Origin of the sequence: Roseobacter sp. (assembly GCF_024639605.1) — a bacterium.
GTDB lineage: Bacteria > Pseudomonadota > Alphaproteobacteria > Rhodobacterales > Rhodobacteraceae > Roseobacter.
Genome location: NZ_JAHEHZ010000054.1, coordinates 1 through 22,087 on the forward strand (window position 1 = coordinate 1; position 22,087 = coordinate 22,087).

21 protein-coding genes are annotated in these 22,087 nt (G+C 61.0%); 4 read left to right on the forward strand and 17 right to left on the reverse strand.

The annotated features are described in order from the left end of the window. Positions 1-489, forward strand: a 489-nt coding sequence (locus Q0M35_RS09040) for a Hint domain-containing protein (RefSeq protein ID WP_295314348.1), incomplete at its 5' end; no start/stop codon positions are given. Positions 490-492: 3 nt separating this feature from the next. Here Q0M35_RS09040 and Q0M35_RS09045 read toward each other — a convergent pair. Next, on the reverse strand, positions 493-948 hold the full coding sequence (locus Q0M35_RS09045) for an Lrp/AsnC family transcriptional regulator (RefSeq protein ID WP_295314352.1): 456 nt from the start codon (positions 946-948) through the stop codon (positions 493-495). Continuing rightward, the gene (locus Q0M35_RS09050) at positions 945-1,400 is read right to left on the reverse strand and encodes an Lrp/AsnC family transcriptional regulator (RefSeq protein WP_295314389.1); all 456 of its coding nucleotides are present in this window, start codon (positions 1,398-1,400) and stop codon (positions 945-947) included. The genes Q0M35_RS09045 and Q0M35_RS09050 overlap by 4 nt, the downstream gene beginning before the upstream one ends. A gap of 144 nt (positions 1,401-1,544) precedes the next feature. On the opposite strand from Q0M35_RS09050, the gene ilvC reads away from it, so the two are divergent. Further along, positions 1,545-2,567 (forward strand): ketol-acid reductoisomerase, encoded by a 1,023-nt coding sequence (gene ilvC, locus Q0M35_RS09055; RefSeq protein WP_295314354.1) that lies wholly within the window; start codon positions 1,545-1,547, stop codon positions 2,565-2,567. Between the two features lie 53 nt (positions 2,568-2,620). Here the strand turns inward: ilvC and Q0M35_RS09060 are convergent, their stop codons facing one another. Continuing rightward, positions 2,621-2,791 carry a hypothetical protein gene (locus Q0M35_RS09060; protein ID WP_295314356.1) on the reverse strand — a complete coding sequence of 57 codons (171 nt, stop codon included), beginning with the start codon at positions 2,789-2,791 and terminating at the stop codon, positions 2,621-2,623. 88 nt (positions 2,792-2,879) lie between these two features. On the opposite strand from Q0M35_RS09060, the gene Q0M35_RS09065 reads away from it, so the two are divergent. Further along, complete coding sequence (locus Q0M35_RS09065; protein WP_295314358.1) at positions 2,880-3,809, forward strand: DMT family transporter; 930 nt, start codon at positions 2,880-2,882, stop codon at positions 3,807-3,809. On the opposite strand, the gene glmM is transcribed toward Q0M35_RS09065, so the two are convergent. The 9 genes from glmM to Q0M35_RS09110 all read right to left on the reverse strand — a co-directional run bounded on the left by glmM (position 3,796) and on the right by Q0M35_RS09110 (position 14,300). Beyond that, positions 3,796-5,145, reverse strand: a complete 1,350-nt coding sequence (gene glmM, locus Q0M35_RS09070) for a phosphoglucosamine mutase (RefSeq protein ID WP_295314360.1) — start codon at positions 5,143-5,145, stop codon at positions 3,796-3,798. The two genes, Q0M35_RS09065 and glmM, sit on opposite strands and share 14 nt — an antisense overlap. Continuing rightward, positions 5,138-6,151 carry a dihydropteroate synthase gene (folP, locus tag Q0M35_RS09075; RefSeq protein ID WP_295314361.1) on the reverse strand — a complete coding sequence of 338 codons (1,014 nt, stop codon included), beginning with the start codon at positions 6,149-6,151 and terminating at the stop codon, positions 5,138-5,140. Before folP ends, glmM begins: the two co-directional genes overlap by 8 nt. Next, on the reverse strand, positions 6,148-7,077 hold the full coding sequence (locus Q0M35_RS09080; RefSeq protein ID WP_295314363.1) for a dihydroneopterin aldolase: 930 nt from the start codon (positions 7,075-7,077) through the stop codon (positions 6,148-6,150). Before Q0M35_RS09080 ends, folP begins: the two co-directional genes overlap by 4 nt. 94 nt (positions 7,078-7,171) lie before the next feature. After that, positions 7,172-7,807: a cell wall hydrolase gene (locus Q0M35_RS09085; RefSeq protein WP_295314365.1), complete on the reverse strand. Its 636-nt coding sequence runs from the start codon at positions 7,805-7,807 to the stop codon at positions 7,172-7,174. A 136-nt stretch (positions 7,808-7,943) separates the two neighbouring features. Continuing rightward, entirely contained in the window at positions 7,944-10,496 is a 2,553-nt protein-coding gene (locus tag Q0M35_RS09090; protein WP_295314368.1) for a putative PEP-binding protein, read from the reverse strand. A gap of 93 nt (positions 10,497-10,589) precedes the next feature. Continuing rightward, on the reverse strand, positions 10,590-12,686 hold the full coding sequence (gene glyS / locus Q0M35_RS09095) for a glycine--tRNA ligase subunit beta (protein WP_295314370.1): 2,097 nt from the start codon (positions 12,684-12,686) through the stop codon (positions 10,590-10,592). Continuing rightward, a complete protein-coding gene (locus Q0M35_RS09100) occupies positions 12,686-13,207 on the reverse strand; it encodes a DUF6446 family protein (RefSeq protein ID WP_295314372.1) in 522 nt (173 codons plus the stop codon). Before Q0M35_RS09100 ends, glyS begins: the two co-directional genes overlap by 1 nt. Beyond that, positions 13,204-13,362, reverse strand: a complete 159-nt coding sequence (locus tag Q0M35_RS09105; RefSeq protein ID WP_295314374.1) for a hypothetical protein — start codon at positions 13,360-13,362, stop codon at positions 13,204-13,206. The genes Q0M35_RS09100 and Q0M35_RS09105 overlap by 4 nt, the downstream gene beginning before the upstream one ends. Continuing rightward, complete coding sequence (locus tag Q0M35_RS09110) at positions 13,359-14,300, reverse strand: glycine--tRNA ligase subunit alpha (RefSeq protein ID WP_295314376.1); 942 nt, start codon at positions 14,298-14,300, stop codon at positions 13,359-13,361. Before Q0M35_RS09110 ends, Q0M35_RS09105 begins: the two co-directional genes overlap by 4 nt. A gap of 157 nt (positions 14,301-14,457) precedes the next feature. Here Q0M35_RS09110 and Q0M35_RS09115 point away from each other — a divergent pair, with 157 nt between their 5' ends. Further along, a complete protein-coding gene (locus Q0M35_RS09115) occupies positions 14,458-16,218 on the forward strand; it encodes a serine protease (RefSeq protein ID WP_295314378.1) in 1,761 nt (586 codons plus the stop codon). A gap of 2 nt (positions 16,219-16,220) precedes the next feature. Here Q0M35_RS09115 and Q0M35_RS09120 read toward each other — a convergent pair whose 3' ends face one another. From Q0M35_RS09120 to metZ, 5 genes are all read right to left on the reverse strand, one after another. Further along, a complete protein-coding gene (locus Q0M35_RS09120) occupies positions 16,221-17,795 on the reverse strand; it encodes a thiamine pyrophosphate-binding protein (protein WP_295314381.1) in 1,575 nt (524 codons plus the stop codon). A gap of 1 nt (position 17,796) precedes the next feature. Then, positions 17,797-19,245 (reverse strand): TrkH family potassium uptake protein, encoded by a 1,449-nt coding sequence (locus tag Q0M35_RS09125; protein WP_295314391.1) that lies wholly within the window; start codon positions 19,243-19,245, stop codon positions 17,797-17,799. 78 nt (positions 19,246-19,323) lie between these two features. Then, positions 19,324-19,560: a DUF1127 domain-containing protein gene (locus Q0M35_RS09130; RefSeq protein ID WP_295314383.1), complete on the reverse strand. Its 237-nt coding sequence runs from the start codon at positions 19,558-19,560 to the stop codon at positions 19,324-19,326. Between the two features lie 178 nt (positions 19,561-19,738). Continuing rightward, positions 19,739-20,842, reverse strand: coding sequence for a GTP cyclohydrolase FolE2 (folE2, locus tag Q0M35_RS09135; RefSeq protein ID WP_295314385.1), 1,104 nt, complete (start codon positions 20,840-20,842; stop codon positions 19,739-19,741). 171 nt (positions 20,843-21,013) lie between these two features. After that, positions 21,014-22,087: O-succinylhomoserine sulfhydrylase (gene metZ / locus Q0M35_RS09140; RefSeq protein WP_295314387.1), on the reverse strand; the 1,074-nt coding region annotated here is incomplete at its 5' end.

A 22,087-nucleotide genomic window follows, 5' to 3' on the forward strand; every position in this document is an offset into this window, starting at 1 on the left:
GATCTGGTCAACACCCTCGACGATGGCCCGCAGCCGGTCAGGTGGATCGGAAAACAACGCATGCCGGGCACAGGGCCCAGTGCGCCGGTGCACATCAGGGCCGGTGCGCTGCGCAATCTGCGCGATCTGAAAGTGTCCCAGAATCACCGGATGCTGGTGACGGGCGCCGAAGCAGAGCTGCTTTTTGGCACTGGTGAGGTGCTTGTCGCGGCCAAGCATCTGGTCAACGGCACCACGATCCGCATTCAGCCCTGCAGGGAGGTTGAATACGTACATTTTCTCTTTGACGCGCATCAGATCGTTTTTGCAGAGGGCTGCCCGTCCGAGAGCCTTTATCCTGGGCCGCAGACGCTCGGGATCGTCGATGACGAGGCGCGCGATGAAATCATTGCGTATTTCCCGGAGTTGCAGGATGCGCAGTTCCGCGCGCCGATGTCACGCTATGCGTTGCGCCGGTTCGAGGCCATGGCGCTGAGGGCCATCGCCTGAACCTCAGAGCGGACCGGGACGGCGTTCTTCGCTGAGCAGGACATTCGCCTCGACCTCGCCCACGCCGGGCAGCGTCATGACGCGGCGACGCAGCACCCTTTCAAAGTCGGGGATATCGCGGGCGACCACGCGCAGACGGTAATCATAACGTCCAAGCACATGCTCCACGCGCTGCACTTCGGGAATGGCGCTGACCGCGCGCTCGAAATCCTCCAGGCTCACCCGTCCGCGCGTTGCCAGTTTCACGCCCAGAAACACCGTCACGCCAAAGCCAAGACTTTCCGCATTGAGCCGCAACTGCCGGCCCCGCAATATGCCGGCCTGCTCCAGCTTCCGGATGCGCCGCCAGGCGGCAGGTTGAGACAGCCCGAGGCTGCGCCCGACCGCCCCTGCGCTCTGCGCCGCGTCACGCGCCAGCATCCGCACAATCGCACGGTCCGTATCGTCAAGCCCGGTCACAGCGGCAGCGCCTCTTCGGCCTTGATGCGCGCAATCTGCATCAGCGCCTCTATCTCCGCGATATGCGGCAGGGTCAGAATGCGGCTGCGGTAAATATCCTGATAATGCGCCATATCACGCGCGATAATGTTAAGCCGCACGTCTACGCGCCCGAGAAACGTCTGGATTTCCGTGACCTCCGGCACCTCGCGGGCCGCCACCAGAAAGTCGTCAAAAGCCCGCGCCACGGTTTTATCCAGAGTGATCCGGAGCGAGACCTCGACGCTGTAACCAAGCATTGTCCAGTCGACCAGTGCGCTGATGCCCTCGATCACACCTGCGTCCTGCATCCGGGTGATCCGCCGCGCGGCCTTGCCGGGTGATACCGCACATCGTTCGGCCAGTTCCGCCGGGCTGAGATATGTCTCGGCCTGCCATATACGCAAAATACGCCGGTCCAGATCATCAAGCATTAAATCCACGCATATTCCTTTTGAAGCGAATGATTTTTCCTAATTCTCCGATTAATTCTGCAGATGCAACCGTATTTTTCTCGATTGCACGGTCCTATTGTCACGCCAGCAAGAACAAGCTGCAACTAAAAAAGGAGCGCCGGTATGCGCGTTTATTACGATCGCGATTGCGATGTGAACCTCATCAAAGACATGAAAGTCGCCATTCTTGGATATGGCTCGCAGGGCCATGCCCACGCGCTGAACCTGCGCGACAGTGGCGCCAAGAACCTTGCCGTGGCGCTGCGCGAAGGGTCGCCCTCCGCGGCCAAAGCCGAAGGCGAAGGCCTGACCGTGATGGGCATCGCCGAAGCGGCGGCCTGGGCCGACCTGATCATGTTCACCATGCCCGACGAGCTGCAGGCTGAAACGTATCGCAAATACGTGCATGACAATATCCGAGAAGGTGCCGCCATTGCGTTTGCCCACGGCCTGAATGTGCATTTTGGTCTCATCGAGCCCAAAGAGGGCGTTGACGTGGTCATGATGGCACCCAAAGGTCCCGGCCACACCGTGCGCGGCGAATATGCCAAGGGTGGCGGTGTGCCCTGCCTTGTGGCTGTCGACAAAGACGCTTCAGGCCGTGCGCTTGAGATCGGCCTGTCCTATTGCTCCGCGATCGGCGGCGGCCGGTCGGGCATCATCGAAACCAACTTCCGTGAAGAGTGTGAGACTGACCTCTTTGGTGAGCAGGCCGTACTCTGCGGTGGTCTGGTCGAGCTGATCCGGATGGGCTTTGAGACACTGGTTGAGGCGGGATATGCACCCGAAATGGCTTATTTCGAGTGTCTTCACGAAGTGAAGCTCATCGTGGACCTGATCTATGAAGGCGGCATCGCCAATATGAATTATTCGATCTCGAACACGGCCGAATATGGAGAGTATGTCTCCGGTCCGCGGGTCCTGCCCTATGACGAGACAAAGGCACGCATGAAAGCGATCCTTGATGACATCCAGACCGGTAAGTTCGTGCGGGACTTCATGCAGGAAAATGCCGTGGGTCAGCCGTTCTTCAAGGGGACGCGCCGTCGCAATGACGAGCACCAGATTGAAGAAACCGGTGAGAAACTGCGCGCCATGATGCCGTGGATTTCGGCCGGTAAAATGGTCGATAAATCACGCAACTGATGCTTTTTTCCGGGGCGCTCACCGGCGCCCCGGTTCTGCCTGTCCGTGCGGGATCAGACGTCTGTCGGCTTGCCGTCGCTCGCTTTGTCCGCCGCAAGCGTGGATTTGGGAGCGTTGGGGTCGTCCAGACGCTCTTCGGTCTTGTGCTTGCTGTACAGTGAGAAAACGATTACGGCGAGCATTGTCATGAGCGCCAGAATAACGATGATATATGTCGCATCCATTTGAGGGACCTCCTGTGGGTAAGATATATCCTTAACGCGCGGCGCGGCCCCGCCGTTCCGTACACCTGCCGCGCAAAAGGTCGCAACCTTGACATCACCTCCGCAGATCACCGCTTTGAGCTGGCTGCTCGTCGGCGTCCTGGGCCTTGTCTGGGGCGGCACCTTTATGGTCATCGAAATTGCGCTGCTCGGGATCACGCCCTTCTGGCTGGCCGCCGCGCGCATCAGTTTCGCGGCCTGTCTGATGCTGGCGATCTGGTCGTTTCAGGGCTTTAAACTTTTTGCCACGCGCCCCGATCGGGGCACATGGGCCACAACCGCCACCATCGGTGCGCTCAGTGCAGCGGTGCCGTTCATTCTGCTTTCATGGGGGCAACAGTTTGTGACCTCGGGATTTGCGGGCGTTTCCATGGCGACGGTCTCCCTGATTGTTCTGCCACTGGCGCATTTTCTGGTCCCGGGCGAGCGTCTGAGCCCGCGCAAGGTCACGGGCTTCCTGCTCGGTTTTGCGGGCGTCTGTGTGCTCATCGGCGGTCAGGCCTTTCAAAGCAGCGGTGCTCAGCTGGAAATACCGGGGCGCATCGCCTGTATGATGGCCGCGTGTTGCTATGCGGTCTCGTCAATCCTGATGCGCCGCCTGCCGGCAGTGGACCCGATCGGCCTGTCGTCTGTCCTGTTTCTGATCGGCTCGGCTATTGTAATTCCGGCGGCGTTTATCGCCGAGGGGCCGCCTCCCCTGCCCGACGGCCAGACGCTGCTGGTTCTTGCATTCCTCGGGCTGGTGCCGACGGCTGCGGCCAGTTATCTGCGCGTCATCGTCGTGCGTTCTGCCGGGCCGGTTTTTATGTCTCTGGTCGGGTATCAGGTGCCACTCTGGTCCGTGATCCTCGGCGCGCTCGTTCTCGGAGAGGCGCTGCCACCGTCATTGCTCGGCGCGCTCACTCTGATCCTTTCCGGGGTGGCGCTCAGCCAGTTCGGCGCGTTCAGGCGGCTGGTGTCAGACGTCAGGTCGCGCTGACCGCATCCGCCACGGCCTCGACGACGCTGTCCACTGCGCGGATCATTACATCCTCGTTTTCATGCTCGGCCATGACCCGCACAAGTGGCTCCGTTCCGGATTTCCGGATCAGCAAACGGCCTGCCCCGGAGAGATCCTTTTCCGCCTGAGCGATCGCCGCTTTGACGCCAGTGGTATCAAGCGGGGTCTGACCCTTTGCAAAACGTACGTTTTTCAGAAGCTGCGGAACCGGCTCAAAGCTTTTCAGAAGCGCGCTTGCGGGTTGGCCCGAGCGCACCATTTCGGCAAGAAACTGCAATGCCGCCATCAGACCGTCGCCCGTGGTGGCATAATCGGTCATGACAATGTGCCCTGACTGCTCACCCCCGAGATTAAAACCACCCTCGCGCATGCGCTCCACGACATAACGGTCACCGACAGCGGTGCGTTCGAGGCGCAGCCCCTTGTCGCGCAGGAAATTTTCCAGCCCGAGGTTCGACATCACCGTGGCCACAAGCGCGCCCTGCGCAAGTTGCCCCGATGCAGCCCAGGTCGCCGCCATCAGCGCCATGAACTGGTCGCCGTCCCCTACCTCACCGTTTTCATCCAGCAGGATCACCCGGTCCGCGTCACCGTCAAGGCAGATGCCTAAATCCGCGCTGTGTGCGCGCACGGTCTCGGCCGCCATCTGTGGGCTGGTTGATCCGCAATCCTTGTTGATGTTTTTGCCGTCGGGGCTGACGCCCACCGGAATAACCGTCGCGCCAAGCTCCCAGAGGGCGTCCGGTGCCACACGATATGAAGCCCCGTTCGCGCAATCGACGACCACTTTGAGGCCATCAAGCCGCATCTGCCGCGGAAAGGAGGATTTCACACGTTCGATATAGCGAAAGCGCCCGTCATCCACGCGTTTGGCGCGCCCGATACCAGCGGCCTCTGCCGGGTTGACGCCTTCGGCAATCAGCTGCTCAATATCATTTTCCATCTGGTCGGAAAGCTTGAATCCGTCCGGTCCGAAGAACTTGATACCATTGTCCACGGCCGGGTTGTGGCTCGCGGAAATCATAACGCCCAGATCCGCGCGCATCGACCGGGTCAGCATGCCCACAGCGGGCGTCGGTACCGGCCCGAGCAGCAACACATTCATACCGGTCGATGTCAGTCCCGCTGTGAGCGCGTTCTCGAACATATAGCCCGACAGACGCGTGTCCTTGCCGATCACCACGCGGTGCACCGACGTCGTATCCCGGCTGAAATACCGCCCGACCGCAGCCCCGATGCGCAGCGCCATCTCGGCTGTCATGGGATGTTTGTTGGCGGTCCCGCGAACGCCGTCTGTTCCGAATAACTTATCCATGATCTGTTCCTGCCACGGTCGCCTGCCAGAGTGCAATGGCCTGTGCTGTTTCGGGTACGTCATGGACGCGCACAATTTGTGTCCCGTGTTTCAGTGCCGCGAGCGCCACGGCCACAGACCCCGGCATCCTCGCTGATCCGGCGGGCGCGCCACCGATGCTGCCGATGAACCCTTTGCGCGATGCGCCGAGAAGAAGCGGCACGCCGAGGCTGTGAAAAAGAGACAGCCGGGACAGCAGTGCGAGATTGTGCGCGATGGTCTTGCCGAAGCCTATGCCCGGGTCGGCGATGATCCGGTCGGCGGCAATGCCCGTGGCGGCAAGTGCTCTGATCCGGGCCTCCAGGAAGTCGTAAACGTCGAGAAGCACGTCATCATACTGCGGCGCCTTCTGCATCGTCGACGGATTGCCCTGTGCATGCATCACACACACGGGAACGCCCCGTTCTGCGCAGAGCGGGGCGAGCAAGGGGTCGTAGGTGAACCCTGAGACATCGTTGACGATGTCTGCGCCCGCATCCAGAGCCGCCCCTGCAACCGCAGCTTTGCGCGTATCGATCGAAACCGGCGCCTTGATGCCGGCCTCGCGCAGGGCCCGGATCACCGGGGCTGTGCGTTCGGTTTCTTCAGCGGGCGGCACAGAGGCGGCTCCTGGCCGCGTGGATTCGCCACCGATGTCGAGAATATCTGCCGCGCCCATCGCCCGGGCGCCCTGCAGCGCGGCATCGACTGCAAAGTGCTGCCCGCCGTCGGAGAAACTGTCCGGCGTGATATTGAGAATACCCATAATACGCGGCCGCCCGAACGACAGCCCCGCCACGGGCGCGCGCGATCCTGTGAGCCGCTGCAATTCGGGTCCGGAAAGCTCTGAGGCGGGCATGACCTGAGGGGCAGCAGCGCGCGACAGAACCTCGACATGGGTGAACCACGTCCAGCCGCCCGCAAGATCAAGCGCATCCACCGGACGACCGGGACCGGATTGCGGCAACGGCCGGATGTAGCGTTTCATAGATCGAGAACTGCGCTTTCCGCAGAGACATGGCGCAGCGGCACGGATGAGGCCACCTGGCCCTCCTGCCCGATCACCAGCATTTCGCCGGCGTCAAAGGTCGCCGCGAACCATGCGGCCAGAGCAACGGCGTCGCTTGGCTGTGCCGAGGGGCCGTCTACCGCATCCAGAACGATTTTGGAGGGCGCCCAGACGCAGGACTGTCCGTTGCGCATGGCCCAGTCCAGTTCCGTCCGCGTGGCGACAACCACACAGCGGTCATCGCGGGCTGCCAGCACCCAGGCATTCTGCTCGATGGCCAGCAGATCAATGCGGCGCTGCGCCATAAGGTGTGGCACCTGTGGTGCCGGCGCACCGGGTGCTCCGACACAGAAAATCAGGGGCCGGCCCAGCGTGGCAAGCTGATCAATCCAGCCGTTAAGATGGGGCGAAGAAATGGCAGCATTGCTGAGAAAGACGAGTTCAGGGCGCAGTGTTTCCTGCGCGGCATTGCGTTCCGTAGCCCCCTGCCCGCGCGCGCGCACGATCTCAACGCCCAGTGCGCCGGGGCCGCGGTCCAGCTTTTCAATCCGGACAAAGGCGCGCATTGCCTGGGGTTCGAGCAGAATGCGTTCCGCGACACGTTCCGCAAGTGTTTCAAGCAGATTAAGCCGCTCGTCGGCAAGCTCGGTTGCGATCGCTTCGGTCACCTTGTCATAGCTGAGGATGCGGTCCACATCGTCGTCAATTGGTCCGGTCAGCGGCTGCACCTCAACGACGACATTGAAACAGATGCGCTGCGTTACCCCGCGTTCGGCCTGAAAAGCGCCGATTTCCACCTCGACGATATGATCGCGCAAAGATATCCGGTCCAGCGTGCCGGCATCTGCCGTGGCCTCGGACCGCTCGGACGGATGGGCAAAGGCCAGTCTTATCTCGGAACTCATCGTCGCTGCCTTTCAAACGAAACGGGCGTGGTCCCGAACAGACCACGCCCTCTCGTTAACAGTCCCCTCACCGGCGTGCCAGCAGCCGAATGTGTCAGTTGCTCGCTGTGCGCCAGGTGTGACGATAGAAAATGTGATCCCCGATGGCGGCAGTTTTCTTGTAGACCCGCGCCCACTTAGGATTGACCGCCGTTGTGTGATAATGCGTTGCCCCTTCGGTCAGGTCGGGTGCCCGGCCATCCAGAACCGCGCGGGCCACTTTGGATACACGCTCAAAAGCGCGCGGCTCCCGGATCACTTCTTTGTGGCCATCACAGGTGTAGGTGAACTGGCACTGATATTTTTTTCCGGTACCCTGATTGATCACGCCACAGGCAGAAGCCGGAAAGCGCTCCGACGTCACGCGGTTCATGATAACTTCCGCCACCGCAAACTGCCCTTTGACTGTCTCACCGCGCGCTTCGAAGTAGAGCGCTTCGGCAAGACACTTCCATTCGTCACCGCCCGCGGGCAGCGGCTGGTTGTCCAGCCAGTCGCGCGAGAATTCGATTTTCGGCTGGGTGGTTTTCAGCAGTTTGTCGCGCATGCGATTCTCTGTCACCGTCTCCAGGGTCCGGTTCTGTTCGCGGCCTTCGCCAGCGGCCAGTGTAACCGTCGGAAATAACACGAAAATGCCCAGGTTCAGGCCTAAAATCAGCGCTATCGCGCTTTGGAAATATCTACGGACCATATTGTCCCCCACGAGCTTTCAGTTCGCGGTCGTCTAACGAGTTAAAAGGTTGACGTAAAGTTTACGGGCGTCATCAGGGTTAATGTGAGCGCCCTATCGCTCAACACGCTTAACGAGAACACACCATATCTGGTGGCTACGCCCCGCCAGACCGCGATATCTGGTCCGCAATCGCCAGTTGTGCGGCAGCTAGTCGCGCCACCGGAACCCGGAAGGGGGAACAGGAGACATAGTCAAATCCTGCGTCCCGGCAAAATGCAATCGATTCGGGATTGCCGCCGTGCTCACCGCAGATCGACAGGGTGATACCCGGTTGCGCAGCGCGGCCGCGTTCGGCCCCGACCTGAAGCAACTCGCCCACCCCTTCGGTATCAAGGACGTGGAACGGGTCTTCACTGAAGACACCCTGCCGGACGTAGTCTGACATAAACCGTCCTGCGTCGTCGCGCGACAAACCATAAGCCATCTGTGTCAGATCGTTTGTGCCAAAGCTGAGAAACGAGCAATAGGGCGCGATATCAGCCGCCCGCAGCGCCGCCCGCGGTGTCTCCACCATCACGCCAAGCCGGTAGTCAAAGCTTTTGTTCTGTTCGGCCCGCACCGCAGCAGCGACAGCATCGATCGACAGTTTCACAAGCTCGACTTCACGCTTTGCCGACACCAGCGGGATCATGATCTCGGGCACCACCGCAGCACCGTCCTTGCTGGCTTCGAGCGTGGCTTCAAAAATCGCGCGGGCCTGCATCTCATAAATCTCAGGGACTGTGACCCCCAGACGTACACCGCGCAGACCCAGCATCGGGTTGTATTCGGACATCGCGCTGATGCGCCGGGTCACATCAGAGAGAGGCAGGTCCAGTGCCTCGGCCAGTTCGCGCTGCCCCACCCGGTCAGCGGGCAGGAATTCATGCAAGGGCGGATCAAAGAGACGTATGCAGACCGGTTTGCCTTCCATCAGACTGAAAAGCTGGGTGAAATCCTCGCGCTGCATCGGCAAAAGACGTTCCAGTACCGCGCGCCTGTCCTGCGAGGTCTCGGCAAAGATCATCTCACGCATCACGGTCAGACGCCCGGAATCAAAGAACATATGCTCGGTCCGGCACAGGCCGATCCCCTGTGCCGCGAAATTCCGCGCGGTGCGCGCATCAGCAGGTGTGTCGGCATTGGCGCGGATGTCGATATCGCGCAGCTCGTCGGCCCAGTCCATCAGCGTCTGGAAACTCTCGTCAAGCGCAGCCTCACGCATCTTAGACGCGCCGGCGAGCACCTGCCCGCTGGTGCCGTCGATGGTGATCACATCGCCCGCCTCAAACACGCGCCCGTCTTCTGCGATCAGCTGTCGTTTGCTGCGGTTAAACCGCATGGCGGAAGCACCCACCACGCAGGGCAGCCCGATTCCGCGGCCGATCACAGCGGCGTGGCTGGTGATGCCGCCTCGTTCGGTCAGAACAGCATGGGCCGCATGCATGCCCCGGATGTCTTCGGGCGATGTTTCCCGGCGCACCAGAATGCAGGGGTCGCCCCGGGCCGCACTCGCCTGAGCTTCGCTGGCCGTGAATACGATCTGACCGGTGGCAGCGCCGGGGCTCGCGGCAATGCCGCGCCCTATCACGTCGCGACGCGCATCCGGGCTGATCTGGCGGTGCAGCAACTCACTCAGCGTGCGCGGCTGTACGCGCATCAGCGCCTCGGCGCGGGTGATGATCCCGTCTTCGGCCAGACGCACAGCAATACGCACAGCAGCCTGGCTTGAGCGTGCCACGCGCACCCCGTCAAGGATGCAAAGCTTTCCGTCCTCGATGGCGAACTCGACCTGCATCTCTTCGCGCAGTTTCGACCGCATTAATGCTGCGTGTTCCTTCAGCGCGGCGAAAACTTCGGGGGCCAGTTCCTCAAGTGATGTACCCCGCGGGTCTTTACTGAGATACACGGCTTCGCTGTCCGCCTCCAGAGCATCGCGGCCCTGGCTCTGGCTCAGGTAGCGGCCGGTGATCTGTGGCAGACCGGTCTCGTTGTTAACCAGCTGCAAAACGCCCGAGCCCGACTGACCGAGCCCGACACCGAGGGCCATTTCCTGCACCACAAGACCCAGGCCTGCCTCCGCAGGTGCCCCCTTGGCCTGTCGCAGCAGCCGCGCGGATGTGCCGTCCCAGGCCCGCGCCATAGATTTCAGAACCGCAGCAAGCTGTTCGGCCGGGTCAGACGGAAAGGGTTCTTCGTATTCCGTTTCATACGCATAAAGAGACTGGTGCAAACCCCGCGCGCCGTCATCCGTCACATCGTCAAACATATCCGGATCAAGTCGTGCCACATCGACTGCATAAGACTGCACAAAGCGCGTGAAAATGGCGCTCGCGGCATCTTCTCCGAGGCTCGCGGCCAGATCTCTGTACCGTGCTTCGTTCATGCCGATATTCAGCACAGCGCCCGGTCCGCCCCAGTCCGGATCTTCCGAAGACGGGCGCACACAGAGCAGTACATTTGCGGGGAACTGTGACACGATCGCCTGAATATCGGGCATTTCGCCGCGGGCGATACGCTGCACTGCGTCAAAGGACAAAGCCACCGTGCGCGGGACCGGCAGATCCAGCCTGACAAGCCTTTGCAGGCATTTGGCGCGTCCGCCATGCGTATGGTTCGCGATCGGCGCGGTGGACGTTACCAGCGTTGTATTCGGATTATTCTGCACTGCGGCACCTGTCCTGTCACGGGTGCAGCATAGGGTGTAAACCGGACGTGACAAGGGTTGATGCCACGGGGGTCTGACAGGTCAGAGAAGGCTTCAGCCCGCAATCCGTGTCAGGTCGGCCACAGCCGCGCAGATGCGGGTGATGCGGCTCAGCAGGTTCAGCCGGTTGCGCCGGACGGTGGCATTATCATCGTTAACCTGTACGGCAGTAAAGAAGGCATCAACCGGCGCGCGCAAACCGGCCATCGCAGCCATGGCGGTGGTGAAATCCTGCTTTTCCATGGCCGGAGTAATCCGGGCTTCAGCCTCATCAAGCGCTTCAAAAAGCGCGCGCTCCTCGTCCGTCTGTGAAAATTTCGGGTCCGCCCCGTATGAGTATTCCACGCCGTCAGCCTCTTCGGCCTGCGTCAGGATGTTATTTGCGCGCCGGAACGCCTGGATCAGATTTTCGCCGTCTTCGGTGTTCAGCACCTCCGACAGCGCCCGCGCGCGTCTGACCAGAAGCGCGAGATCATCATTGCCCGGCATCGCGATGCAGGCGTCGATCACATCGTGACGGATGCCCTGATCGCGGAGGTACACTTTCAGGCGGTCGTGGATGAAGGAGAGGAGGTCAGCGGTGTCCGCAGCCCCCGCATCCCTGATGTCCGCGAGAGCCCCTGCAGCCGCCTCAAAGCCATCCGACAACCTGAGCGTCAGGTCATTTTCCAGCACGATCCGGATCACGCCAAGGGCAGCGCGGCGCAGCGCAAAGGGGTCTTTGCTTCCCGTGGGCTTTTCGTCAATCGCCCAGAAACCGGTGAGTTTGTCGATCTTTTCCGCCAATGCCACGGCCAGGGAAACTGGTTCTACGGGCACATCATCGGTCGGGCCGAGCGGCGCGTAATGATCCCGGGCGGCATCTGCGACCGGCTCCGAATACCCCGCCTCGCGAAGATAGTACCGCCCCATCACCCCCTGCAGTTCGGGAAATTCGTAGACCATTTCGGAGGCCAGATCGGTTTTGCCGACCCGTGCCGCCTGCGCGGCCGCGTCCGGGTCAGCACCCACCATCGGGGCCAGTGTGCGCGCCAGTGCCGACATCCGCGCGATCAGATCCGCCTGGGTGCCCAGTCTGTTATGGAAGGTCACATCGCGCAGTTTATCCATCCATGGAGCCATGCCGTTGCCGGCATCGGCCCGCGCCACCCGCAGATCATTGTCCCAGAAAAATTTAGCATCTGCCAGCCGGGCAGAGAGCACTTTCTCATTTCCGGCAAGGATGGTCGCGCCATTGTCCTTTGTTTCGCGATTAGCAACAGTGATAAACTGCTCAATGCGCCCGGTCTTCGGATTGCGAACGGAGAAGAACTTCTGATGCTCTTTCATGGAGGTCTGCAGAACCTCTGCCGGCAGATCGAGAAAATCTTCCCCGATCCGGCCCATCAGCACCACCGGCCATTCCACAAGACCAGCGACTTCCGCCAGAAGCCCCTGATCTTCCACGACTTCAAGGCCCGCAGCAAAGGCCTGGTTGGTCGCGTCATTCCATATTGAATCCGCACGTTCTGCCGGATCCAGCACGACAAAGGCACGTTTCAGCTTTGCGGCGTAGTCCTCAAACGATGTGACACTGAACTGGTCGGGCGCCATGAAGCGATGCCCCGCCGTTGCGTCTCCTGAAACAATCCCGTCGACGTTAAGTGGCACGACCTCAGCACCTGCCTCATCGGTCAGCAGGCACAGGATGCTGTGCAGCGGCCTGACCCAGCGCAGGGATCCGGACCCCCAGCGCATGGATTTGGGCCAGGGAAAGCTGCGGATGGTCGTGGCCAGCACTTCCGCAATGATATCAGCGGCCGGACGCCCGGGCTTTTCGATCCGGGCGAAAAGCACCGGACCTTTGGGCGTGTCGCGTTCTTCGAGGTCGTCGCGGGCAAGCCCTGCGCCGCGCAGAAACCCCTCAATCGCCTTCTCCGGCGCATCGGCTTTCGGGCCCTTACGCTCTTCGACCGTGGTCGGGCTTTCCGACAGAAGGCCTTCGACGGTCAGCGTGAGCCTGCGCGGTGTGGAAAAGGCGCCGGCGGAGGCATAGGTCAGACCAGCCTCAACCAGCCCGTTGGTCATCAGCTTTTTCAGGTCATCCGCCGCGCGACGCTGCATGCGGGCGGGGATTTCTTCGGAGAAAAGTTCGATCAGCAGGTCAGGCATCAGTTGGTATCCCGATCAGGGCATTCTTCACCTGTGACGGTTCCGTCATAGGCTTTCTCGCCGCAGTCATTGAGTTCGTGCCAGATGTATCCGCGGCCATCTTCGGTGATTGCTACGATACGGTCCACGCCAAAGGCCACGTTCTTTTCGCCGAGAAAGGCGAGCGCCGTGCCGGCTTTGAGCTCATCCGCGATCTTTCGGGCGTCAAAGCAGTCGAACCAGTCGGGCGCATTGCGCGGCACAACCCGGTCAAGACCCACGTAGGTTTCCGTCAGCATCGGCAGGCCCGAGGGCGTGGTGAAACAGGCCCGGAAGCGGATCGGGGAGCTGTCCGCATCAATGGCCCGGATGTTCTCAGCCAGGATCGGCACGGGCGCATCGGAGGTGAATGGCATCAGCCGCACCTCCGCGAAATCAGCCGGGGCCTCCTCATAAAAACCGTATATCTGCAGGTAATAGAGTAGAACACCGGCAACGAGCGCTGAAATCATGATGAAAACTCCGACGATTTTGCCGCTCATAGCCGGACGTATCCGATAGCCACATCCGACCGTCCGTCGCCCGACGATACTGAGGTCTCCGACACACCCGCCGACTGAGCCGCCACGCGCAGAGCACCCCGGATTGTGGCTTTGCAGGGTGCATGCGATGTGGAAGCGCTGCGTATCTGGCTCATGCCGCGCTCTCCGGCGTCCAGCCACCTGCCCGGGTCTGCACAAAGGCATCCGCGCAGAGCTTTGTCAGCGCGCGAACCCGCCCGATATAGGCCTGGCGCTCGGTCACAGAAATCACGCCGCGCGCATCGAGCAGGTTGAAGATATGACTGGCTTTTATCGCCTGGTCATAGGCGGGGTGCACCATGATGATGCGCCTGCCGGTTTTCGGATCGGTGTGCTCAGCTTCAAGGATGGTGCGGCAGTGGGCCTCGGCCTCTTCAAAGTGGCGCAGCAGAACGGCGGTATCGGCCGTATCAAAATTCCAGCGTGCGTATTCCTCCTCCGTCTGGTGGAAGATATCGCCATAGCTCAGCGGCACAGGTGTCTGCGGATCGTTGAACGGCATATCCATCACGTGATCGACGCCCAGAATATACATCGCCAGACGTTCCAGACCGTATGTCAGTTCACCCGAGACAGGCGCGCAGTCATGCCCGCCGACCTGCTGAAAATAGGTGAACTGGCTGACCTCCATCCCGTCGCACCAGACCTCCCAGCCCAGCCCCCAGGCGCCAAGCGTGGGGCTTTCCCAGTCGTCTTCGACAAAGCGGATATCATGCAGTGCCATGTCGATCCCGATCGCCTCAAGCGAGCCCAGATAGAGTTCCTGCAGATCGGGCGGGCTCGGTTTGATGAGCACCTGATACTGATAATAATGCTGCAGACGGTTGGGGTTTTCGCCGTACCGCCCGTCGGTCGGACGCCGCGACGGCTGCACATAAGCCGCAGCCCAGGGTTTGGTGCCGAGGCTGCGCAGCGTGGTCGCCGGGTGAAAGGTGCCCGCGCCCACTTCCATGTCGTAAGGCTGCAACATTGCGCAGCCCTTCGACGACCAGTAACTCTGCAGTCTCAGGATGATTTCCTGAAAGGATCGGGGAGTGCTGACGGTCTCAGACATGGCGATGGCCTCGGAATTTCCTGCGCGCCTTACCTACGTGCGTGCAGAGAGGGCGTCAATCAGGCTGCACGCATAATTTGACCCCCTGTCTTATGGTCAAAGCATTGATTTCCTGTTTATGTGTGCGCGTTGACCAAAAGGCTGGAGCAGAGACGGAATGATGCGCTTACTGATTGCGGTTTTATTGTTTATTCCCGGGGTGTTGTCATCGGTTTCTGCCCAGGGCGCCGGGGATGTGGTCTGGGTCCAGATTGAGGCGCGCCCGGATGCCGCTCAGGCGGCTGAGCGGGCAAGATCCTATGCCGGTCTGCTCGAGGACGTGAACGGCTTTGCGCTTGGCAACGGGTGGTATGCGATTTCGCTCGGCCCCTACACGCCGGGCGACGCCGATCAGGTTCTGAGTGCCTACCGCCGGCAGGGTCTCATCCCGCGCGACAGCTACATCGCACAAAGTTCCGCCTATGGCGCGCAGTTCTGGCCCGAAGGTGAGAATATTCTGGGGCTCGGCGGCCTTTCCGTGACCCCCGATCAGGTGACCGGATCCGAGCCACCCGCAAGCCCGTTCATTGCAGATGCCCCCGCCCCGCAGACGACCACTCTGCCGGATGAAACCCGGGCAGAGGCGCGCCGCAACGAACAGCTTTTGTCGGCCGCTGAGCGCCGCAACCTGCAGGTCGCACTGCGGTGGGCCGGGTTTTATAATGGTGGTATCGACGGCGCCTTTGGCCGCGGCACCCGCGGCTCGATGGCGGAATGGCAGCGTGCAAACGGGTTTGAGCCCACCGGCGTGCTGACAACTCAGCAGCGTACAGTTCTGCTCGGGCGTTATAATGCCATTCTCGCAGATCTCGACCTGCGCCAGGTGCAGGACCAGACTGCGGGGATCGACATCAAAATCCCGGCAGCAAAGGTCAGTTTCACCGGGTATAACCCGCCTTTTGCCCGCTTTGATGCGACGGACGGGTCGGACGCGGCAGTTTTGCTGATCAGTCAGCCGGGCGACAGAGCAAAAATGGCTGCTCTCTTCGAGGTGATGCAGACGCTCGAAATCGTGCCGCTGGAAGGTCCGCGCGATCTGCGGAGAAACGGTTTCACGCTGATCGGGCGCAATGCGAGCGTTGTGAGCGAGACGCGGGTCACTCTCGTGGATAATCAGATTAAAGGATTTACTCTTATCTGGCCTGCGGGAGATGAAGAACGCCGCACCCGGCTTCTGGGCGAGATGAACGCAAGTTTCGCCAGCCTCGGTGGTGTGATGGATCCTGCCACCGGCTTTGATCAGCAGATCGACCTCGTGTCCGGTCTTGCGATCCGCAAGCCACGGCTCTCACGCTCGGGATTTTATCTCGACCGCAAGGGCACGGTGCTGACAACGGCGGACGCGGTTGAAGGCTGCACCCGCATCACGCTCGATAATTCATATGAGGCAACACCCGGCGCTGTGGACAGCGGCCGCGGTATTGCGATCGTGCAGCCGAAGGAAACGCTGGTACCGCTGGCGGTTGCGCTGTTCAGCCCCGCCGCCCCCCGGCTTCAGTCAGAGATTGCCGTTGCGGGCTATTCCTACGAGGGGGTGCTGGGCGCGCCTTCCGTCACTTTCGGGACTCTCTCGGAATTGCGGGGCCTTGCGGGCGAGCCGACGCTCAACCGGCTTGATATCTCCTCCCTGCCCGGCGATGCCGGCGGGCCGGTGCTGGATCAGACCGGCAACGTCTTCGGCATGCTGATGCCGGGACGCGACACCGACAGGCAGCTGCCGGAGAATGTACGGTTTGCGCTGACCGGCGCCGCGATCACGGACTTTGTGACAACCGCGGGTCTGGATGTTACCTTCAGCGTCGCTTCCGAAGCGCGCGCGCCGGAGGATATTGCGTCGGGCGGTGCGGATATGACGGTGCTGGTGAGCTGCTGGGAGTAACCTCACCGGCGCTTTGATATCTCCGGCGTCAGATAAATCAGTGTTGGCCCGGTTGCTTTAAAGGCTGCACGAACCGCCGACTGGAACCCGTTGAGCGTCTGCGGGGCGACTGCACGGGCACCAAAAGCTTCGGCCAGTTTGCAGAAGTCAGGGTTATGCGCGACGACCGCATTCGGAGCAATCTGCGCGCGCACCATGCTGTCTTCAATCTCGCCCAGCCGGCCGTTGTCCCACAGGATGACCGGCAGGCTGAGCCCGAGTTCGACCGCGACGCCAAGCTCCTGCATCGTATAGTGAAACCCGTAATCGCCGATAATGGCCATTGTCGGCAGATCCGGGCGCGCAATCGCGCCTCCGATGGCGGCGGGCAGCGCATAGCCCAGCGTGCCAAAACCCGTGGGATGATGCCAGAACCCGGAGTGCTCCATGGGCCAGACCTCTTTGGCGGCATAGGCAAACTGGGTCATGTCCGAATAGATCATCGTCAGGTCCGGCAGGCATTTGCGGAGCGCATCAGCAACAGGCACAATGCCCGGGCGTTCGGCCGCGACCTGCGCTTTCCAGCGCCGTGTGGCCGCGCGCACCCCCGCCTCGTCCCATTCAGCCACGGGCACATGCCCTTCAATGGCCCCGAGCAGCCGGTCAAAATACTCTGACGCGCGCGCAATCACCGCGCGGTCAGTTTTCGGGTGCAGCCCGGAGGGGTCAATATCCACCTGCAGGGTCATCCCCGCCAACCCTGAGTCCGCGCGCCAGAGATCGGTTTCGGCAAGCTCTGTGCCGACGAGAACAACGACATCTGCCGAGCGGATGATATCCTGGCTTTCGGGTCGGGCGAGGGTGCTGCCGAAGCTCAGCGCATAAGAGGCCGCGACACCCCGCCCCGCGTATGTCTCAAAGCAGGCCGCGCCAAGCTTCTTCATCGCATCACGCGCGGCATCTCCGGCCTGTCCTGCCCCGCCGCCAAGAATAAAGAGCGGTCGTTTCGCAGTCAGCAGCGGATCAATCAGCCCGTCCCGTATTTCGGCCCCTGCCCGCGGCACAACGCCGGTCTCCGGCGGGGGCGGCGGCGCGGGCGCCTGCAGCACGGAGATCGGTACCTGGATGTGCTTGGGACGTGCGCGCTGCATCCTGAATTCCACCAGCGCCCGGTCGATCAGCACATAGGCCGCCTCTGCCGTGCGCGCCTCAAGCGACCAGTCGCACACGGTTTCAGCCGCCGCGCGCTGGTCTTTCATCTGGTGCAACTGGCCTTTGATGGCCGCCGTCTCATCCAGACAGGAGGAGATCACCAGCATCGGCACGGAATCCGACCAGGCCTGCCCCATCGGCGTCATGATGTTGCATAGCCCCGGCCCGGTAATCACATAAGCCACGCCCGGTTTACCGGTGGCACGTGCGTAACCGTCGGCCATAAACCCCGCACCCTGTTCGTGGCGCGCCAGCACGTGGGTGATGCCCGCCTCTTCGATCCCGCGGTACATTTCCTGATTATGCACGCCCGGAATACCAAAGATGACATCAATCCCGCGGTCTTTGAGCATATGCGAAATCTGCGCGCCAAGCGGTCGTTGCATCTCAGGCTCTCCAGAAATTGACGGTCAGAATGGCGTAAACCGCAAGCAGTTCCAGCCGCCCCAGCAGCATCGCGATCGTCAGCATCCATTTGGCGGCATCGTTGAGTCCGCCGAAATTGCCCGCCGGGCCGATCTCATCGCCCAGCCCGGGCCCCACGTTCGACAATGCCGTTGCGGCACCGGAAACGGAGGTGATGAAATCAAGCCCGGTCAGGCTCAGCGCTACTGACAACAGCCCAAGCGTCACCACGAAGAACATAAAGAAGGACATGACCGAGCTCAGGACTTCTTCATCGACGGGTCGTTTGTCATAGCGCACGACAAAGACACCGTTGGGCGAGCGGATCCGGCGCAGCTGCATCTTGATCGAGGCAAAAAGCAGCTGGTACCGGAAGATCTTGATGGAGCAGGTTGTGGAGCCGGCACAGCCGCCGATAAGCCCGATGAAAAAGAACATCGAAACAATAAACGGCCCCCAGCCCATGTAATCAACCGAGGCATAGCCGGTGCCGGTCATAATAGAGACCGAATTGAACAGCGACTCGCGCAGGGACATGCTCCAGTGTTGCGGATAAACGAACATCAGAGTGACAGTCATCACCGTCGCCACCACTGCAATTGTCGCCACGAAAACCAGCACCTGGCTGTCGCGCACAAGGGGCTGGCCGTGGCCGTTGATCAGCTGCACATAGCGGACAAAGGGCAGTGCCGCGAGGATCATAAAGGCGGTGGCTGCGTACTCAAAGCTGCCTTTGAAGGCGCCGAAAGATTCGTCGTAATTGGAAAATCCGCCCGTCGATACCGTCGTCAGCGCGTGCACGGTCGCATCAAAGGCCTCCATCCCGAGGATCAGATAGACCACCGCACAGGCCATCGTCAGGCCGAGATAGATAGATGAAATCTGGCTCGCGATCTGACCGGCCCTGGGAAGGATTTTACCCATAGTGTCAAAGGCTTCAGATTTGAAGATCTGCATGCCACCGACCCGGAGCTCGGGCAGGAATACCATGGCGACAACAATAATTCCGATGCCGCCCAGCCACTGCATGATGCCGCGCCACAAGAGCAGACCTTTGGGCAGATCCTGCAGACCGCTCAGAACAGTGGAACCGGTGGTGGTCAGCCCGGACATGGCCTCGAAAAATGCATCGATAAAGCGCGCCTCGGTCGCCCCCAGCATAAACGGCAGCGCCCCGAAAAGCGGCAGAGCCACCCAGACGGAGGTTGTCAGCAAAAAGGTCTGCTGGATCGTCAGCCCCTCTTTGACGCCATTGGCGCAAGCCACGGACATCAGACCCCCGGTGAGAATGGTGATCAGCGCGGATTGTACGAAAACCGGCCAGTGACCACGGCCTTCGGCGATATCCACGAGCATCGGCAGCAGCATGGCCACGCCCAGCACGGCCACCAGCAAACCGATAACATATCCGACGGGGCGCAGGTCTAACATCAGCGCAGGGTTGGCCGGCGGGCCGGCAACTGTCAAGCGCCGCTCTGCGGCCCGCCAGATATCTCTTTCAGGCGCGCCTTAGCTGTAGAAAAGATCGCCAAAGACTTCGCGCACTATGTCGTCGCGTTTGAGGTTGAGTGCGGCAAGCTCCTCGTCGGTTTTCGACTGCAGGTCCTGCACGAGGTGAAGCCGGCGGTTTGCCTCCGTGCTCAGCACGATTGAGTGGCCGAGCGAAAAAAAGAAATTGCGCAGGCCGCCTGCGACGGTGGCGATGACATCGCGTGAGCTGGCAAAGTGTGCGTCCTGATAGGCCATAATGAACCTCTTACCTTTCCGGTGTTGCGTTACAGCCCGTATATAGGCAGCAGGGTCCGGATAAGAATTGCGCATTCTGCATGGCCGCTACCACCTTTGCTGCGTTGCGGCGCCATTCCTGACGCGAAAAGCGCGCCCCGGGGGACGCGCCTCAGAGCGTTGCGCTGTTCGCCGGTGCTCAGCCGACGTGGAAGAGCGTGTTAAAGAGCTTGGGATCGATGCTTTCAGAGGCAAATGTATCGCCCTCGACCAGCACGCTGACAGCGTCATGGCTGTGCAGGCTTTCCTGGTGGCTGGCCACAACACGGAAATCGCCGATGCGCACGTCGGCCTGCATCTGCTGGCAGAACAGGCGCGCCGCGTCCTCAACAAAAATCGGATTGGCGGCATTGAGCTCGGCAAAGGCCTGCTCGTCTTCACGCTTGACCATCACCTGGGTCTCCGTGGGCACGGCCCGTCGGCAGGCGTCGATCAGATCCTCGAACCACAGACATCCCGCCGCGGTGTCGAGCTCGACAGAGACCCGCGCCACTGAGCGCTGCGAATGCGGAGTGGCGAGTTGTCCGCGCGTGGCACGGGCATGTTCGGAAAGTTCCAGCGAGCACGGGCAGGTCGAAGAGTAGACGTAATCGAGGTGCATGATCTTTTTGCGCACCCCGCCGTGCTCCACCAGTTCCAGTGCAATGTCGTAATACTGGTAACCCGAAAGACCTGAACGCAGGCTTTCTACTTTCATCGGAAAGCTGAAGCGCATCTGGATACGCGCATCGAAACTTTCCAGATCGGTTATGTAATCATCCAGCGCCGCCTCAATGACTTCAAAGCTGAAAGTTTCTTCTGCATGGCGATAAAAGCTGCGCATGATGCGGGACATGTTGATGCCCTTTTTGTCCGCCTCAAGACTTACCGTGCCGGTAACCGATGCCTCCAGCGTCAGATCATTGCCGTCACGGGTGTGAAAGCGCACAGGCAGCCGGAAATTTGAAATCCCGACGTGCTGGATCTGCTGCCTGGCGCCGCGGATCAGGCTCGACGGGCCGTTCTGCAAATCGGGCAGCGTCGCTTTGTATCCTTCATCTATGGCAAATCCGTCCGGATATTCGCGTGACAGAGCCGGGTAATCAACGGCATCAGAGCCCGGAACAAGCCGGGCAACCGACGGGTCGAGTTCAAGTATTTCAGTTGCCGTCGCGCCGCGGGCCCAGTCGCGCAAAAGGCGCAGAGCGGCCTCTGCTTCATCACGATCCGGTGCAGCATCAACTACGGGTGTGTGGATATTCATCGCTATTTCCCTTGTGACAACATGTAAATGTTATTTAGGGCGCCGGGGCGCGCTTGCCAATCATACTCACTTATACGTCAGTCAGCGACATCAGGATCAGTCGCGGACGCCCGGCTCCTGACAAGGGGAAAAAACCAGCGTCTGCATCAGGTATTCTGCGTGCAACCCCGCTCAGGCCCGATCAAGCGCTGCCAGAATATCGGCAATCAGATCATCCTCATGCTCGATGCCGATACTGATCCGCACGAGGCCCGGCGTGATCCCCAGTTCCTCTTTCTGGTCCTCCGGCAGTCGCTGGTGGGTGGTCGTGGCCGGGTGGGTCATGATCGTCTTGGCATCCCCGAGGTTGTTCGAGATGACGCCCACAGAGATGGCGTTCAGAAAGCGGAAGGCGGCCTCCTTACCACCATGCAGATCGACAGAGAGCACTGTACCGCCTTCGCGCATCTGCCGTTTCACCAGGTCGTGCTGCGCGTGGTCCGGATGTCCGGGATAGATGACACGACGCAGTTTGGGGTGGTCCTGCAGGGCCTTTGCAATTGCCGTGGCATTAGCGGTTTGCGCGCGGACCCGCAGGTCCATCGTCTCAAGCCCCTTGAGCATGACCCATGCGGTAAAGGGGCTCATGGAGCCGCCCGTGTGCTTCATGTAGGGCTCGACAGTTTTGCGGATGAACTCGCGGGTACCAAGGATCACACCGCCCAGCGCGCGACCCTGCCCGTCAATATGTTTGGTCGCTGAATAGATGACCACATCCGCACCCTGCGCGATCGCTTCGGACCAGACCGGCGTGGCAAAAACATTATCGACCAGAACGGTCGCACCTGCTTTGTGCGCAAGTTCGGATACCGCAGCGATGTCAATGACCTGCAGCGTGGGGTTCGACAGGGACTCGAAGAAGACCGCTTTCGTGCCGGGACGGATGGCCGCCTCCCACTGCGCCAGATCCGTGCCGTCAACAAAAGTCACTTCGACACCATATCTGGTCAGTACCTCTTCGAGCACGTACAGACAGGAGCCGAAAAGCGCCCGCGAGGAGACCACGTGATCCCCTGCGCGCAGCATCGACATGAGCGCGCCCGAGACCGCAGCCATGCCTGAGGCCGTGGCAAAAGCATCCTCTGCCCCCTCCAGAGACGCGATGCGTTCCTCAAACATCGCCACTGTCGGATTGCCATAGCGTGCATAGATAAATTCATCCGGACCCGCTTCGATAAAACGGGCTTCCGCGGCTTCGGCACTGTC